This is a genomic window from Candidatus Methylobacter favarea (genome assembly GCF_902806695.1).
Taxonomy (GTDB): Bacteria; Pseudomonadota; Gammaproteobacteria; order Methylococcales; family Methylomonadaceae; genus Methylobacter_B; species Methylobacter_B favarea.
In genome coordinates this window covers 22,643-39,559 of record NZ_CADCXN010000064.1, presented here as the reverse complement: position 1 = coordinate 39,559, position 16,917 = coordinate 22,643, and the positions used below count along the sequence as shown (strand labels likewise).

Here is a 16,917-nt window from a genome sequence, read left to right as displayed (position 1 = left end):
GATCCGCTCCAGGGATCATTCCCTTTGGGCGCAAAACACGGAAGAAACGCTCAAATTTTTAGTGGTTGATGAACTGCATACCTTTGACGGCGCGCAAGGCACCGATCTGGCGTGTTTGATCCGGCGCTTGAAAGCCCGCCTGGACACCCCCAGACAGCATTTGGTGTGCGTCGATGACGCGTTGCATCAATCGGCGATTTGAGTGTCACTATTTATCAATTTGCGTTAAAGCATTTGCTTAAAGCACTTATGATGAACCCGCACTGATCGATATCAATGATTTTGCCAGCGCGTTGGACAATCTGGATAGCAAAAGACGATTTTTATTGGCTTCCGATGATGAGTCTTTACAGTCGATGCTGGATGCGTCCTTAGAAAAATGGCGGGTGTTTTTGCATCCTCTGCATAGGGCGCCGCGTTCAGCTCAAAAGAACTATAAGAGTTTGTTCAATATCTTCGAAATATGTTTGATTACAGGGGCATGAGAAAAGTTTATCCCAGCGACATCAATCGAGAACAATTTGAACAGCTCATGCCATTGCTGGAAAGTGCCGGCAAGAAAACGCGTCTACGGACAGTCGACAGGTATGAGGTATTCTATGCCGTAAAGCCACGAAGCTTGACTTTTTGCAGGTTCCTCGTAGCCCTTTTGGCCTGGGCATGAAACAAGCCAAGGCGAGTTGATTAAGCAGCTAAATAACTAAAAAAAGCCCGAAGATTAAATCTTCGGGCTTTTTTCTTCTCCAAAATAATGATAAGTTATTTCATCATTGATTTTTTGAACATGCTATCCAGTTTGCTATTTGTATCTTGAGCATATTGAGCTGCACGGTTAGCCGCAGATTCTGCTGCTGCCGCTTTTGCTGCTGCATCTGAAGCTGCACTTTGCGCACTAGCGGCATCTGAGGATGCTTGGGCAACAGAAGTTTTCAAACCATCAATTTGTGATTGTAAACCTTCCACATCTGAAGTACTTGCGCAACCGACTACAAAGCTTGCAGCCAGAGCAATCATTGACAATTTTACTACTTTTTTCATATTATTTTCCTTATTGGAGAGTGATTACTACAAAAGACCTTATAGCTGAATATAATTCTAGCATTGTTTGTTATATTTTCCAGTTTTATTTTATTTTCACTACTGTCCCTCTATCAAGCCATTGACTTAAATGGTCAATCTGTCTATTAGTCAAGGCAATACATCCATGAGTCCAATTCATTGTCTTATGAATTTCCGCATCAGCACGCCCAAGTCCATGAATACCGATGCGCCCGCCTAAAGGCGTATTTTGGGGGGGAACTTGATGGTATCGATGCGCAGTGACAATATTATTATAGGTTGCCCGATCAATAACTCCCTGTATCAATGCATTTTGGGCATCTTCTACAGAAGGATAGGTTAAACCAAAAAATTTCCGGTATGAACTTTGTTGTCCAACCCAGCCAATCTTATAATTTCCGAAGGGTGTAATATTATCTCCCCGGTGAGTTTTAAGTCCTGCTCCGCCTCGGCCAATAGCAATATCATTTAAGGTTTCAATTGTTTGGTTGCCTTTTTTTACTTCTATGGTAAGCGCTGTCGTATCCACTAACAGCCAGACTTTATTGTCCGCCGATGCAACAAGAGAAAAAAAACCACAACCTAACAATAAAAAAATTCGCCACATATATTCATTACACTGGATAATAATTATGGTGTATTTTAGCACTAGATTAATTGTCACAATAAGGATCCCCCATGCAAATAGTTTCTATCCCGACACACCCCTATACGGACCAAAATCCCGGAACATCAGGGCTTAGAAAAAAAGTTACCGTATTTCAGCAGCCCGACTATCTGGAAAATTTTGTTCAAGCAATTTTCGATTCCTTGGAAGACTATTCGGGGAAAACCCTGGTGCTTGGCGGAGACGGCCGCTATTTTAATCGGCCAGCCATACAAACCATCATTAAAATGGCCGCCGCTAACGGTTTTGGTGAGTTAATTATAGGTCAAGGCGGATTATTGTCTACTCCGGCCGCTTCAAACCTTATCAGAAAAAACAAGGCATTCGGTGGCCTCATTCTTTCCGCCAGTCATAATCCTGGCGGCCGTGATGAAGATTTCGGCATTAAATACAATGTCAGCAATGGCGGGCCTGCGCCGGAAAGTCACACGGACGCCTTCTATAAACGCAGCCTGACCATCAGCAGCTATAAAATTGCCGAAATTGAAGATACTGATATAGACCGCATAGGCAGCCGGCACATAGAGAACTTTAAAATCACCGTAATTGATCCGGTGGCCGATTATGCCGAACTTATGCAATCCATTTTCGATTTCGGGCTGCTTAAACAAAGCATTGGCTCCGGCTTTATTACCTTGCTCTTTGATGCCATGCATGCCATTACCGGGCCTTATGCAAAAAGAATACTCGTGGATATGCTGGGTGCAACGCCTGATTCTGTAATTAATGCAGAACCGCTGGAGGATTTTGGAGGTCATCACCCTGATCCGAATTTGGCCCACGCGCAAGAGCTGGCAGCGCGTATGTTCAGCCCAACGGCTCCCACTTTGGGCGCCGCTTCGGACGGCGATGGCGACCGCAATATGATCACCGGCAGTAATATATTCGTAACGCCCAGCGACAGCCTGGCTATAATGGCAGCCAATGCCCGTTTGATTCCGGCATATGCTTACGGATTAAGCGGCGTTGCCCGCTCCATGCCAACCAGTCAGGCTGTTGACCGCGTAGCTGCCAGTTATAATATTCCCTGTTATGAAACGCCTACGGGCTGGAAATTTTTCGGCAATTTGCTGGATGCAGGGAAAATAACCCTTTGCGGTGAAGAAAGCTTCGGCACGGGCTCCAATCATGTACGCGAAAAAGACGGCTTATGGGCGGTGTTATTCTGGCTGAATTTAATTGCCAGAAAACGCCAATCTGTTGCCGATATTGTGCATGAGCATTGGCGAAAATTTGGCCGGGATATTTATTCACGCCACGATTATGAGGCGATTGAAAGCTCTGTCGCCAACAGCATTGTCGAGCGCCTGAGAAGTCAGCTGCCGGAGTTGCCAAGCCAGGCTTTCGGCGAATTTATTGTTAAATATGCAGACGAATTCAGCTATGAAGATCCGGTGGACGGCAGCGTCAGCAAAAATCAGGGTATACGCATTGGTTTTGAAAACGGCTCCAGAATTATCTTTCGATTATCCGGAACAGGCACAGTCGGTGCAACACTAAGAATCTATCTGGAAAAATTTGAAGTCGATGCATCCAGCCACGACCAGGATGCTCAAGTATCCCTGTCAGAGTTAATCAAGCTTGCCGAGCAGTTGTGTGAAGTCAAGAAACGTACCGGCAGAACAGAACCTACTGTCATTACCTGAATGTGCTCCAGAGTACGAAGTACAAAAAAGGCATCGTTGTGCTTTATACCCTTAACTTATGAATTTCTGCTCAGGGGAATGCCTTGACCCGCCATTTCAACATTATGAGCGATACTGTGCAGTGAACAAATCAGCAACACGCCCGCAACAATCAAGGCAATTTGTTGCAGGGAAGTTTTCATATCGGTTTTTTTATGCAGCGACGGTATCAGATCAGCTACCGCAATATAAATAAAGCTGGAAGCTGCCAAAGCCAGAAAGTAAGGCAAGCTGTCATGCAGATTCCCCAGCAAAAAATAAGCTGTAACACCGCCCAGAACCGTTGTTAGACTGGTCAGCAGATTGTAAAAAAAAGCCTTGTTTCTGGAATAACCGCTATGTAATAAAATTGCAAAATCCCCTACTTCCTGGGGAATTTCATGAGCCGCAACTGCAAAACTGGTCACTATGCCTAATTTGACATCCGTTAAAAATGCCGCAGCAATTAATATTCCATCGACAAAATTATGTATGCCGTCGCCCAGAATAATCAACGTGCCCGCCGACTTATGGGCATGGCTGTGATGGCTATGTTTATGGTCGTGCTCATTCTCCTGTTCATCATCGCCATGCGCCTCACAACAGCCGTAATGACAATGCCGCCATATCAACAGTTTTTCCAGGACAAAAAAGCCGAGCACGCCTGCTAGAATTGTCCCGGACAAGGACTGAAACTGCTCCGGCTTGACTTCTTCAAAAGCCTGAGGAATCAAGCCCCAAAAAGCAACGGCCAGTAATGCGCCAATGGCAAAGCTGATACCGTGCGGCAAAATATAATCCCTGTGATTATCCTGCAATAACAGAAAAACCGAGGCTGCCATAACGCTTAATACGCCGCCGACGGCTGTAAAGATGATAACCAATATCAATAAATTCACTACTTCATTCTCTCCAGATCAGGGAAGCCATACGCCCGGTTTGTGTTTCCCGGCGGTAAGAATAAAAACGCTCATGCTCGGTAACCGTGCAGAAGTGGCCCCCGTATACGTTGTCTATAATACCAAACGCCGCCAGATCAATACGCGCCAGCTGATAGATATCAGCCAGCCATTTGCCGTTGTTGTGCTTTTTAAAGGCAGTTATGAATTCGGCCGACTTTTCCAAAAAGGCTTTCCGGACTTCAGCGCCTACTTCAAAACAGTCAGGCCCGATTGCAGGTCCCAGCCAGATCAGCAATTCCTCCCTGGCTCCCCTTTTGCAAAGAGAGGGATCGGAGAGAATTTGCATGGCAGTTATCGTAGTGCTTATCACCCCCGCCAATAAGCCCCGCCAGCCCGCATGAATTGCGGCTATGTGGGTTCCAGCGGTATTGCAGACCAGCAATGGTAAACAATCGGCGGTCATCACTGCACAAACAATTCCGGACTCGCAGCTAAAACTGGCATCGGCTGGCTGCAACGGTACTGATTTTGCCGCATCAACTGCCAGATTACTGTGTATTTGATGAAGCCATACCGGTTCTGCTGGCAAATCAAGCATGGCTTTGATTATTTGCCGGTTTGTCTTGACTCGCTCATCATTATCGCCCACATGCAGGGCAGGATTAAGGCTTGCATAAGCACCGCGGCTGACTCCGCCGGTACGCAATGTAGTTGCTGCATGAATAGTGGCTGGCGCGGGCCAGTCCGGCGCCAGCCAGTGCTCAGCTTTGTTCATTTTCTGTTAAGGCGTCAAGCAAATTAGCCATATCTTCAGGCATAGGCTGTTCCCATTCACAATATTCATCAGTAATAGGGTGCTGCAAGCCCAATTTTGCGGCATGCAAAGCCTGGCGTTTAAAGCTGCGCAATTCTTTTTCCAGCCGTTCACTGCAACCCGGCGGTATTTGAAAGCGCCCGCCGTAAATCTGATCACCGAGTAAGGGATACCGTATATGCGCCATATGCACTCTGATTTGATGGGTACGGCCTGTTTCAAGTTTAATCTGAACGAGGGTATGATGGCTAAACCGCAGCCCCACACGGTAATGCGTCACGGCGGATTTTCCTGATTCCTTGACGACATAGCGTTTACGATCGGCAGAATGCCGGCCTATCGGTTCATTTACAGTTCCGCCGGCGGTCATGCGCCCTCGGGTAATCGCCAGATATTCGCGAGTGATAGCTCTGTTCTGCAGCTGTTGCGTCAAACTGTTATGGGCTTGCAATGTTTTTGCAATCATCAGCAAGCCGCTGGTGTCCTTATCAAGCCGGTGGACAATCCCTGCCCTGGGCAACATTTCCAGATTCGGATCGTGGTTTAGCAAAGCGTTTAACAAAGTTCCGCTCCAGTTCCCCACGGCCGGATGGACAACCAAACCCGCAGGTTTATTTACAATTAACAGGCTTTCATCCTCGAAAATGATATCCAGCGAAATTTTTTCCGCTTCGAACATCACCACAGTTTCGGCTTCAGCATCCAGCATGATCGTTTCGCCGCCGTCAAGCTTGTCTTTTGGCTTAAGCGTCAAGCCATTCACCTGGACCCGGCCGGATTTAACCCAGGTTTGCAGCTTACTGCGCGAATAATCACTAAACAGTTCAGCCAGCGCCTGATCCAGACGCATGCCGGCCATTTCAAAAGGCACTTCTGCCGTTAATCTTGTCATAACAAGTTCTTCTGATTAACCCATTGTTAAGTTATACTCGCTGTATAAATGCGCAGCTCAAAACCATCGCAGTATATCCGGCGAGAAAACTTCCAATATTACAACGTGTCGTTAGCACTATGCGATTAATTTTAATAAAATTTTTATTTATCTGTTGTTTAGGCTGGTCACTTCAAGGCTGTGAGACGCTTAAAAACTTCGTCTCTTCGGATACTGATACAGAAGATGAATATGTTGACTGGAACTCGGAAAAATTTCGCCAGGAAGCTAAAAAAGCGGTAGAAGCGGGCAGTTATGAGAAGGCCATCAAGTTATACGAAGCCCTTGAATCCCGTTATCCTTTTGGAGAGGAATCGGCTCAAACACAACTGGATATCGCCTACGCCTATTACAAGAATAACGATCCGGATTCCGCCATTGCCGCTGCCGACCGCTTTATTAAAATCAATCCGCGTAATCCCAGCGTTGACTATGCGTATTATTTGAAAGGACTGGTTAATTACAATCGTGGAATTGGCTTTATTGATCGTTTCCTGCCCACGGATATTTCACAGCGGGATCCCGGAAGTGCCCGGGATGCCTTGGAAAATTTTGCCGATCTGATACGCAGGTTTCCGGAAAGTAAATATGTAGCCGATGCCCGGCAAAGAATGATTGCGCTTAAAAACAATCTGGCCATGCATGAAGTTCATGTCGCACGCTTCTATATGAAACGCAAAGCTTATATTGCCGCCGCCAACAGGGCTTCAAATGTTGTTGAGAAATATCAGCGTACACCGGCAGTTCCCTTTGCCCTGCAAATCATGCAGGAAGCTTACACTAAACTTGACTTGCCGGAACTTTCGAAAGATGTTGCTAAAATATACGAGCTAAATTACCCGAACGGACCACCTGTGCCCGAACACAAAAATTCAACCGTTTCCCATCAGGTTTGGGATTTTATCGGTCTTGAAAAATAATTGATTGAATAAAGAGATGCATCAGGCGAATCATAAAAGGCAGGGAGTTTATACAAGGCCTGACTTTAGGCGAAGCATTAAGTTAGCAGCTGATCTTTCACTTTTTTTTCCAGTTCAGTCTGACTCAAATGCCGCACATCTTCTCCTTTGACCATATAAATCAAGTGGGTACATATATAACAGGCATGATCGCCAATTCTTTCCATGGCACGAACAGTCCAAAGCACATTTAAAGTCCGGGTAATATTTCTTGGATCCTCCATCATATGGGTAATTAATTGCCTTAGAATACTATCATATTCACGATCAACATTTTCATCCCGAACAATGATGGAGGCTACTTCTTCTATATTCATTCTGGCAAATGAATCAAGCGCCCCATGCAGCATTTCCTTAACCAGATCAGCCATATGCTGGAGCTCATAATATTGATCGACTTTACCTTCAACATCCGATACCCGGATGGCCATTTTCGCGATACGCTCAGACAGATCTCCTATTATTTCAAGTTCGCTAATGATTCTAACTACCGTAATTATTAATCTCAGGTCAAATGCGGCAGGTTGCCTCAACGCTAAAATCTGGGTACATTCCAAATCTATATCCATCTCCATGGCGTCAATCTGGTTATCCTGCTTGATAACCAGCTCGGCAATTTCAATATTACTGGTCATGAAAGCACTTACCGCCAACTCTAGCTGCCGTTCGACCAGCCCGCCCATGTTTAAAACCTTATTGCGTATATCTTCCAGTTCTTTATTAAACTGTTCTGATATATGATGTCCGATTTTGCTGTTGTCCATAGTCTGCTCCTAATTATCCATACCGGCCGGTAATATAATCTTCTGTCTGCTTTTTTCCGGGATTGGTGAAAAGCTGGCTGGTAGTACCCATTTCAACCAGTTCGCCCATATACATAAACGCCGTGTAGTCAGAGACGCGCGCGGCCTGCTGCATATTATGAGTCACTATAATGATAGTGTATTTCTCTTTAAGTTCATTGATCAATTCCTCGATTTTTAACGTTGAAATTGGATCCAGGGCTGAGGCAGGTTCATCCAGCAACAGTACTTCAGGCTCTATGGCAATCGCTCTGGCAATAACCAGCCGTTGCTGCTGACCTCCCGACAATCCTAACGCATTATCATTTATCCGGTCTTTCACCTCATCCCAAAGAGCGGCGCCACGCAAGGCATTTTCGACTGTTTCTTCCAATATCCGCTTGCCATTAATACCCTGAATACGAAGGCCGTAAGCGACATTTTCAAAGACTGATTTTGGGAAAGGATTGGGCTTTTGAAATACCATGCCGACGCGCCTGCGCAAAGCCGCTACATTAACCGCTTTATCATTAATATTTTCATTATCCAGCAAAATTTTGCCATCGATTCTCGCGCTATCCACTAAATCGTTCATGCGGTTAATACACCGCAACAGCGTAGATTTACCGCAACCGCTGGGGCCGATATAGGCGGTCACTTTTTTCTTGGGCATTTCCATATTTATATTGTGTAATGCCTGTTTATCACCGTAGAACAGGTTTAAATTTTCTATCTTGATACAGGTTTCATTGTGCTCTTTCTGGTTTCCCTTAGCGCGTAAAACCGAACTCATATCAATTGCATGGGTGCGTAATTCTTGAGATGCCATATTTTTAACCTTCCAGTGCCCGGTATTTCTCGCGCAGATTATTTCTGATTATAATTGCTGCTAAATTAAGCCCTACAATCACTATGACTAATAATAGGGCTGTCGCGTAAACCAATGGCCTGGCAGCCTCAACATTAGGGCTTTGAAAGCCGACATCGTAAATATGAAAGCCCAGATGCATAAATTTTCTTTCCAAATGCAAAAACGGGTAATTCCCATCCAGAGGCAATGTCGGCGCCAGTTTAACAACGCCCACCAGCATCAGGGGCGCCACTTCGCCGGCTGCTCGAGCAACGGCCAGAATTAACCCTGTCATCATGGCAGGGCTCGCCATCGGCAATACAGTACGCCACAACGTTTCCAGTTTGGTAGCTCCTAATGCCAGACTGCCTTCGCGTATGGAACTGGGAATGCGCGCCAGACCCTCTTCCGTAGAAACAATGACCACAGGCAGCGTTAATAACGCCAGAGTAATAGAAGCCCATAATAATCCCGGCGTGCCGAATACCGGTGCGGGCGCGGCTTCCGGAAAAAACAGCTGATCAATACTGCCTCCCAGAATATAAACAAAAAAGCCCAGGCCAAATACCCCATAAACTATGGAAGGCACGCCTGCCAGATTGTTCACAGCCACTCTGATCAATCTTGTAGTAAAGCCCTGCTTTGCATATTCGCGCAAATATACCGCGGCAATAACGCCAAAGGGCGTCACGATTATTGCCATTATGATTACCATGAGTACCGTGCCGAAAATAGCCGGGAAAATGCCCCCTTCAGTATTGGCCTCCCGTGGGTCATCGGTTACAAATTCAATCGCTTTACGTCCGTAATGGCCTATTTTATCGATCAGACTCATATTATTGGGCCGGTAAACTCTAACCACTTTAGCCAAAGGAACTTCAACTTCACCGCCGCTATCAGTCTTCGCAATCAAGCTGTCGCGCCTTATTTTTTGGTACAACTCGCCCAACTGCGTTTGATGGCGCTTGTATTCAGCTTCATAGCCGGCTTTCTCGGCCGCCATCTGTTTTTCCGCGGGTTCATTCCAGCGATTTTCCAATTGTAATTTTTTCTGCTTAAGTCTTAATCGTTCCAGACCATAATTAATTGCACCAATTTCTTTTTTCTCCAGACGGTTTATTTCCTTAAAAATAGATAAGGCGCGATTAATTCTTTCAGAAACCATGGGCCATGCCTGCTCACCTGTAGCTATAGTTTTGTTATTTTCTTTAATCCCGACCAGTTGCCCATAAAAATTTCCCCATTCCCGACGTTCTATCACTATTATTCCGGCAGGATATTTCTCCTGTTTTATTTTGCGCTCTTCTATCCAGCGAAAATCAGCGCCGGTAACATCACGATTGCCGGTTTTAATCTGATACTGCACTAATGTATCTTCCTCATCAGTCATTTTAAAACCGCTGGCTTTGGCCATTAATGCAGGCGTAATAGTGGTATCGACTATCTCACCAATAAGTATCTGGGGCTGCTCGCCCTCTTCCTGATAAATTAATTGCGCAACCTTGCCGGGCCAGAAGTGCCCTACTCCACGCACCATAACCAGAACAAGCACGCCGACCACCATAATAAGACAAATGCTGACCGCTGCAGCATTCAGCCATATCCAGGGAGCCCCGCTTTTAAACCATACTCTCATCATAATGAACTGTATTTCTCGCGCAGACGTTGACGAATAACTTCAGCCAGCGTGTTAAAAACAAAGGTAAACATAAATAATACCAAAGCTGCTAAAAACAAAACCCGGTAATGGGTGCTGTTAACTTCCGTTTCAGGCATTTCCACCGCGATATTGGCCGCCAATGTGCGCAAACCCTGAAAAATGCTTAAATCCATCACGGGCGTATTGCCTGTCGCCATTAAGACAATCATGGTCTCGCCGACCGCGCGCCCAAAACCGATCATGATTGCGGAAAAAATTCCCGGACTTGCAGTGAATAAAACCACCCTGGTTACTGTTTGCCAGGTTGTCGCGCCTAATGCCAGAGAACCCACAGTTAAATGTTTCGGCACACTGAAAATAGCATCCTCGGCAATTGAGAAAATGGTTGGAATAACGGCAAAACCCATTGCCACGCCGACCACCATGGCATTGCGTTGATCGTAGCCTATGCCCAATTCGGTTTTAAACCAGTCTCGCAAAGTGCCGTGAAATAACAATGCTTCTAAGGGCACACTCACCGCAAAGGCGAACCAGCCGCTCAGTAGAATTACCGGAATTAATAAAGCGGCATCCCAGCCTTCAGGGAGCTTTTGTTGAATCGTTTTCGGCAAGGTCTGCCATAAAAAAGCAAACAACATAACCCCTAGCGGAACAATGATGAGCAGGAAAAATACGCCGGACAGATGCTTTTCCATAAAGGGAGCCAGCCATAACCCGGCAAGAAAGCCCAGAATAACTGTGGGTAGCGCTCCCATTAGTTCAATAGTTGGCTTTACATACTGTCTCATCCCTGGCGCCATAAAATAGGCCGTATAAATTGCTCCCATTAATGCCAACGGTATGGCCAAAAGCATTGCGTAAAAGGCTGCCTTCAATGTTCCGAAAACCAATGGTGTTAAACTGTATTTGGGTTCAAAATCACTGCTCGCTGAAGATGATTGCCAGATATAAGCCGGCTTTGGATAACTTTCATACCAGACTTTCTGCCAGAGCGATTTCAGGGAAACTTCAGGATGCTTATTCTCGACATGCCAAAAATGCATTTTCCCGTTCTCGGACTGCACTAACAGGGCATTGGCTCTGGGCGAGATAACTGCAGCTACTGGCAGGGATGTGCTGAGCCGCTCTTTAATCAGCTCTCTTTCAGCAGTTGAATGATAGATACCTATGTATCCATCAGCATCCATTGTTATAAATCCTTTACGCCGCTGTTCGGAGTTTATTGCAAGTACAGGTCTGTCCGACACTTTAAATACCCTGATTTTTTGCATGGCCGGACGATTCAAGCCATCTTTAACCATACTCCATTGCGACACTAATCCTGTTGAATCCCCAATCATCAGCGAAAGATCGCCATTTAAAAATGCAGTAGAGGTAATTGTCTTGCCGGTTTCCATTATATTTTGCTTCTGTTTGATGGCCGGGCTGCCCTGATTACTGATATCAACAAAACTTAACTGGCCATCGCTGCTTACCAGATAAAGTTTACGTCCTTCTTTATCTATCAAGATATCAGCCACTTCTACAGCCGGTATATCCAGCACTGAATCTGTTCTGTTAAAAGATGCCTCTTCAGCGAATAGTGCCTGTACTTTTTCAAAACTCGTCAGGCGAATTTTATCGGCAGTTTTTACCACAATTGTTGTGGTATCCTCGCCAACCTGAACCGCGATTTTTTCTAAAGCAGCCCCGGCTTCATCCAGTATTAGAGGTTGCTCACCCAATGGATATTCAAGAGAGGGCGTAATAACGCGCTTATTATCGGGATAAGTAATTTTATATTGTTGCTTTACAATAACTGCCCGCCCATCAGATAAGCCGTAAATTACCGCCCCTTCATTGATAGGGCTGCCCTGAGCAAAACTGATGATATGCGCATCTTCAGGTATAGCGACAGCTTGTATCGAAACGGTTTTACCTGTCGCGGCCTCAAAAAAAACTACTTGTCCGCTATCCGTAAATCTTCCCGCCACCTCATTTTGCTCTTCAATCGCTAACAACAACGTTTTACCCAGCGCCTTCTCAGGCACATCAAATTGGCTAACCGGTTCCACTGCCGCCGGTATAAATAATGGAAAAACTACATAGAGTAAATAAAAGAAAATCAGCACAACCGCGACAATCACAGCCAAACCGCCGCCTATTACTCCATAGCGAGCCCATGAATCTTTTAATAAGCGCCATTTCGCATAAGCACCTGGAGCATTTTTAATGTCTGCAGGCTGTTTTCTGAGTGTGCTTGTTTGTGATAAGCGGGGAAACTTTAAATAAAACATAATCAATAATGTTACAACAAAAAAGAAAAAAAGCGGCCGAGATAGGGTTAAACCAAACTCGGCCGCTTTCAGGCTGGATAGCGATTAGCTTTCATGAGAGGGGAATTAAAGCTAATACAGCCCACATCCCTGCTTACCCATTCCTGGATAATTCAAGTCCATTTTAAAACACTTTCCTTAACTGTCAGTTAGTCTAGTTTAGCCCGTATCTTTTCAACCACTTTCGCAGACAAGGGAATATAGCCGTCCTTAATCACAACCTGCTGTCCGGTTTTGGATAGCACCATTTTTACAAACTCGTTTTCCAACGGCGGTAAGGGTTGATTCGGCTTCTTGTTGACGTAAATATAAAGAAAGCGAGTTAATGGATAAGTGCCGGCAAGTGCATTTTCAGGTGTCGCTTCAACAAATGTTTTTGTACCTTTTTTTGCCAGCGGCACCATCTTGATGCCTGAGGTTGAATACCCCATGCCCGAGTACCCTATGCCATTAGTGGATGAAGTCACTGACTGGACAACCGAAGCAGAACCTGGCTGCTCATTTACATTATTTTTGTAGTCGCCTTTACATAATGCGTGTTCTTTAAAATACCCGTAAGTCCCGGAAACCGAGTTACGTCCATATAGCTGTATGCTTTTTGCGCCCCAGGCCGGAACGCCAGCCTCGCCCCAGGTAGTTATATCAGTATCATAACCGCATTTTCGCGTAGAAGAAAAGATAGCATCAACCTGATCCACCGACAGGCCTTTGATAGGGTTATCCTTATTGACCATAACCGCCAGTGCATCAATAGCAACGGGAATGGCCGTAGGTTTATAGCCGTATTTATCTTCAAAGGCTTCAAGTTCATCATCTTTCATTTCACGGCTCATTGGCCCCAGATTTGAAGTACCTTCTGTTAATGCGGGCGGCGCAGTTGACGAGCCCGCAGCCTGAATCTGAATATTTACATTGGGATATTCACGATTAAAAGCTTCCGCCCACAATGTCATCAGATTTGCCAGAGTATCAGAGCCTACGCTGGACAGGTTGCCGGAAATGCCGCTGGCTTTTTGATAGTCGGGAAGGCCGGGATCGACAGTCTGCACCGCGCCTGCAGTGCCTGCTGTTAATAAAGCAGAAGCAAAACCCAACGCTGATAGCGCAGATTTTGGTTTAAAAGATAATTTCATATTAACTCTCTAGGATGATTTATTGTGGGATTAGTATGTGAATTCAACATGACAAGAATATTAATTAAATATGACATGATTATTACAAGTTATAATTTTCTTATGCTTCATTTTCGCTAATACTTCTTACTATTCAAATTTCTATATATCAATACAATAGTTGAACTGGCATCATTTTCTATAAAGTTCTAACATGATGATTATCAATAAAAATGAAGCATGGAATATTAATCACCCCTGCGTTATTTGCCTTCAGCAGGTAAAGACTTGGCATAAATAATGGCTAACAACCGGGCACCCCCTGCCTCCAGATTGGCCCAGTCATCAGGCATTGCAAGCCGCGCCAGCGCGGCGGTCGGCAGCAGTTTATCTGCATCCGGCACATTGTTTTCACCTGCCATATTAACGAGCAACTCTTCCAGTTCCGGATTATGCCCAACTATCAAAACCCGTTCAGATTGCACGGGACACTGTGCCAATACGCTTTTCAAAGATCCCAGACCCTGCCCATATACTCGCGTGTCCTGCCGGATACTGTGCCTGCTCAGGCCAATTGCCTTGCACACTATTTTCGCTGTAGCAATAGCCCTTTGTGCAGGCGAACTTACTACCCTATCAGGTATCAGATTCTGTTGCTTCATCCAACTTCCGATACGTTCGGCAGCGCGTTTGCCCTTTTTTTTAAGCGGCCGGTCAATGTCACTAATGCAAACATTCCGGTCTGATTTTGCATGTCGAAGCAACCATAATTCTCGGCTCATATTTACCTCATGTATTCTCGTAGTCCCGGGACAGTTAATAAATGCCGATCAGATCAGCGGGAATGATTACATAGCTATTGCCTTACTCCTCATCCGGATATTTTAATCAGCTTCAACCAAGAATAAAAATTCAACTGTCTTTAAATTTTAATATTGGGCTGTTAATCTTGAAAAGCTCAGGCGCCCTTGTTCCTCTTGCTGTCTCTGTCGTTAATAAATATGTGTTTACATTTTGAGTTTCCGGGGAATTTAACCGCAGAAAAATTTGTTGGTAAATTAAGGATTAATACTAACATGCAGTTGGTTTCCCGACAAAAATCCTTGAAAACCTGGTATGACAGTTTTGACGGGCGATTGTATACAAACGGCATCATCTGTGAATTTGACCAATCAAGAGGCGCATCGTCTTTAACACTGTTAAATTTTGAGCAACGCCAAATCATCGCAAGCCAGGAATTTGATGCGATTCCCTCATTCGGTAATCAATTCAGCCCTGGAAAAATACGCAGTTGCCTGGAGACGATATTAAAGATGCGGGCCTTATTACCTGTTTATTCACTGGGCTATTATTCTTACTATATAAATATACTCAATAAAGATGAAAAAACCACACTGCGCCTGTTTATCGAGGAATATGAAATGTTGAATAATCGATTGATAGTACAACCGGTAAGAGGCTACGACAAGGCAGCCGAACAGTTCATTGAAATTATTACCACAGAACTGAACTTAAGCCCTGCTGATAAACCGGTTCTGCTGATGGCCTTGAAACTACAGGGGCGCAAACCTGACGACTATTCATCAAAGCTGAATATCAACCTGGATCCGGCCATGCGTGCCGATATTGCCAGCAAATACATCTACAGCCATTTGCTAAAAACAATTAAGGACAATGAGCAAGGCGCAATCGCTAATATTGATAGTGAATTCTTGCATGACTTCAGGGTCGCCGTCCGCAGAACCCGCTCAGGGCTTAGCCAGATCAAGGAGGTATTGCCAGGCAAGATCACCGCGCGCTTTAGCGAATTTTTTTCCTGGTTGGGGCAAATTACCGGTTCTACCCGGGATCTGGATGTTTATCTATTACATTTTGATGACTATAAAAGCAGCCTGCCCGTTTCCATCCGCGATGACCTCAATCCGTTACACGAATTCCTTTTTGCCAAACAGCAAAAAGCGCAGCAGGAACTTGCCGGAAAACTGCGCTCTGCCCGCTACTTATCCACACTATCCGAATGGGAACATTTCCTTAAAGAACAAGCTCCCCCAAACCCGGTTGAAGCCAATGCAAAACTTACCATTCAGCAACTGGCCGATCGAAGAATATGGAAAAGTTATAAGCGGGTTGTGCAGGAAGGCAGCGCAATTACCGAACATTCACCTTCTGAAGCATTACACGAATTAAGAAAATCCTGTAAAAAATTACGCTATTTAATGGAATTTTTCCAAAATCTTTATCCGCAAAATCAACTTAAAAAGCTGATTAAAAGCCTGAAAGAACTTCAGGAAGTTTTAGGTGAATTTCAGGATTGCCAGGTTCAGGAGAGCAATTTAAAACTGTTCAGCGAAGAAATGCTGACCAGTAATATACCGGCCAAAACCTTTTTAGCCATGGGTGTGCTTATACAAAATATCCATTTACGCAAATGCTGTGCCCGCAGGAATTTCGCATCAAGATTTAAACTTTTTAAACAGCCGGAAAATCAATCTGCATTCAAGGCACTGTTCGCCCCTAAAGACTAGTCTGTTAATACAGCAAGTGGGTATGCCCCATTGATGGGGACGTGTAGCCTATCCCAGTCTGAAGCCTGCAAAAAAACCTGCCACAGCGCTTACCGTTTTACTGGTAATGCTTGACAGACGGGCAACCAGGAAACTGCCGGAATGCTTTGCTGCTTCAGTTGCGGCGCTAGCTGCATGCTGCAATTTTTCGTCAGTCATTTCAATGAGGCCATAGGATTCAGCTACAAATAAAAGGACGATTGCCGCACCGGCAAGAAATAACGCGGTAAGCAACATTTTTTTGGCGAAATAACCGACTGCCAGCCCGATTACAAATGGGGCACCTATATTCCCAAGTAAAAAACTCGAGGAAAAAATATCCGTGGAAGATGGGGCGATAAACGGCTGGTCTTTCATAATTCTGATTTTTTCATTGTTGCAATCGGCAAATTTTCCAAATAGCATTCATTTCCGAGTATTTTATCAATTAATACCTTGATCCCTCATGCTAATTCTATTTGATATTTCCGCAGGTATGGCGAATTTTTCCGGGACTCGTAGTAAACTTTTGATAAGCCCTGGGAAAATTTACAGTTTGCAGCATTCTTCACGGCATTGCATGAAGCTTTGACCAATGGGTTACGAATGACTTCAGCTTCACATTTTGCCAGCCAGCTAAACAATAGAGGGCTTTGATA

At 44.9% G+C, this 16,917-nt stretch carries 16 protein-coding genes and 1 pseudogene; 5 read left to right on the top strand and 12 right to left on the bottom strand.

The genetic code is table 11. From position 1 onward, the window contains the following. Both HUX64_RS09760 and HUX64_RS19675 read left to right on the top strand, forming a co-directional pair. The coding region (locus tag HUX64_RS09760) for a DEAD/DEAH box helicase family protein (RefSeq protein ID WP_174626040.1) at window positions 1–202 on the top strand (202 nt) is incomplete at its 5' end. Between the two features lie 279 nt (window positions 203–481). Beyond that, window positions 482–607, top strand: a pseudogene (locus HUX64_RS19675) (transposase); the annotation flags it as partial. Between the two features lie 152 nt (window positions 608–759). Here HUX64_RS19675 and HUX64_RS09755 read toward each other — a convergent pair. Both HUX64_RS09755 and HUX64_RS09750 read right to left on the bottom strand, forming a co-directional pair. Then, complete coding sequence (locus tag HUX64_RS09755; RefSeq protein ID WP_174626039.1) at window positions 760–1,038, bottom strand: Lpp/OprI family alanine-zipper lipoprotein; 279 nt, start codon at window positions 1,036–1,038, stop codon at window positions 760–762. An 85-nt stretch (window positions 1,039–1,123) separates the two neighbouring features. Beyond that, window positions 1,124–1,723 carry a L,D-transpeptidase family protein gene (locus HUX64_RS09750; protein WP_425484255.1) on the bottom strand — a complete coding sequence of 200 codons (600 nt, stop codon included), beginning with the start codon at window positions 1,721–1,723 and terminating at the stop codon, window positions 1,124–1,126. A gap of 14 nt (window positions 1,724–1,737) precedes the next feature. On the opposite strand from HUX64_RS09750, the gene HUX64_RS09745 reads away from it, so the two are divergent. Beyond that, the gene (locus tag HUX64_RS09745; RefSeq protein ID WP_174626038.1) at window positions 1,738–3,372 is read left to right on the top strand and encodes an alpha-D-glucose phosphate-specific phosphoglucomutase; all 1,635 of its coding nucleotides are present in this window, start codon (window positions 1,738–1,740) and stop codon (window positions 3,370–3,372) included. Window positions 3,373–3,428: 56 nt separating this feature from the next. Here the strand turns inward: HUX64_RS09745 and HUX64_RS09740 are convergent, their stop codons facing one another. The 3 genes from HUX64_RS09740 to rluD are packed head-to-tail and all read right to left on the bottom strand — an operon-like array spanning window position 3,429 to window position 5,998. Continuing rightward, window positions 3,429–4,289 carry a ZIP family metal transporter gene (locus HUX64_RS09740; protein ID WP_174626037.1) on the bottom strand — a complete coding sequence of 287 codons (861 nt, stop codon included), beginning with the start codon at window positions 4,287–4,289 and terminating at the stop codon, window positions 3,429–3,431. Window positions 4,290–4,293: 4 nt separating this feature from the next. After that, complete coding sequence (gene pgeF, locus HUX64_RS09735) at window positions 4,294–5,067, bottom strand: peptidoglycan editing factor PgeF (RefSeq protein WP_174626036.1); 774 nt, start codon at window positions 5,065–5,067, stop codon at window positions 4,294–4,296. Further along, window positions 5,054–5,998 carry a 23S rRNA pseudouridine(1911/1915/1917) synthase RluD gene (gene rluD / locus HUX64_RS09730; RefSeq protein ID WP_174626035.1) on the bottom strand — a complete coding sequence of 315 codons (945 nt, stop codon included), beginning with the start codon at window positions 5,996–5,998 and terminating at the stop codon, window positions 5,054–5,056. Before rluD ends, pgeF begins: the two co-directional genes overlap by 14 nt. A gap of 119 nt (window positions 5,999–6,117) precedes the next feature. Between rluD and HUX64_RS09725 the strand changes: the two genes are divergently transcribed. Beyond that, the gene (locus HUX64_RS09725) at window positions 6,118–6,957 is read left to right on the top strand and encodes an outer membrane protein assembly factor BamD (RefSeq protein ID WP_174626034.1); all 840 of its coding nucleotides are present in this window, start codon (window positions 6,118–6,120) and stop codon (window positions 6,955–6,957) included. 77 nt (window positions 6,958–7,034) lie between these two features. Here the strand turns inward: HUX64_RS09725 and phoU are convergent, their stop codons facing one another. From phoU to HUX64_RS09695, 6 genes are all read right to left on the bottom strand, one after another. After that, a complete protein-coding gene (phoU, locus tag HUX64_RS09720; RefSeq protein WP_174626033.1) occupies window positions 7,035–7,760 on the bottom strand; it encodes a phosphate signaling complex protein PhoU in 726 nt (241 codons plus the stop codon). Window positions 7,761–7,773: 13 nt separating this feature from the next. After that, entirely contained in the window at window positions 7,774–8,607 is an 834-nt protein-coding gene (gene pstB / locus HUX64_RS09715; protein WP_174626032.1) for a phosphate ABC transporter ATP-binding protein PstB, read from the bottom strand. A 4-nt stretch (window positions 8,608–8,611) separates the two neighbouring features. Then, window positions 8,612–10,267: a phosphate ABC transporter permease PstA gene (pstA, locus tag HUX64_RS09710; RefSeq protein WP_174626031.1), complete on the bottom strand. Its 1,656-nt coding sequence runs from the start codon at window positions 10,265–10,267 to the stop codon at window positions 8,612–8,614. Next, on the bottom strand, window positions 10,264–12,564 hold the full coding sequence (locus tag HUX64_RS09705; RefSeq protein WP_174626030.1) for an ABC transporter permease subunit: 2,301 nt from the start codon (window positions 12,562–12,564) through the stop codon (window positions 10,264–10,266). Before HUX64_RS09705 ends, pstA begins: the two co-directional genes overlap by 4 nt. 188 nt (window positions 12,565–12,752) lie before the next feature. Further along, complete coding sequence (locus tag HUX64_RS09700) at window positions 12,753–13,736, bottom strand: PstS family phosphate ABC transporter substrate-binding protein (RefSeq protein ID WP_174626029.1); 984 nt, start codon at window positions 13,734–13,736, stop codon at window positions 12,753–12,755. Window positions 13,737–13,978: 242 nt separating this feature from the next. Beyond that, entirely contained in the window at window positions 13,979–14,497 is a 519-nt protein-coding gene (locus HUX64_RS09695; protein WP_174626028.1) for a SixA phosphatase family protein, read from the bottom strand. A gap of 294 nt (window positions 14,498–14,791) precedes the next feature. Here HUX64_RS09695 and HUX64_RS09690 point away from each other — a divergent pair, with 294 nt between their 5' ends. After that, window positions 14,792–16,240 (top strand): CHAD domain-containing protein, encoded by a 1,449-nt coding sequence (locus HUX64_RS09690; protein ID WP_246246977.1) that lies wholly within the window; start codon window positions 14,792–14,794, stop codon window positions 16,238–16,240. A gap of 48 nt (window positions 16,241–16,288) precedes the next feature. On the opposite strand, the gene HUX64_RS09685 is transcribed toward HUX64_RS09690, so the two are convergent. Continuing rightward, entirely contained in the window at window positions 16,289–16,636 is a 348-nt protein-coding gene (locus tag HUX64_RS09685) for an FUN14 domain-containing protein (protein WP_174626043.1), read from the bottom strand. Between the last annotated feature and the right edge of the window lie 281 nt (window positions 16,637–16,917).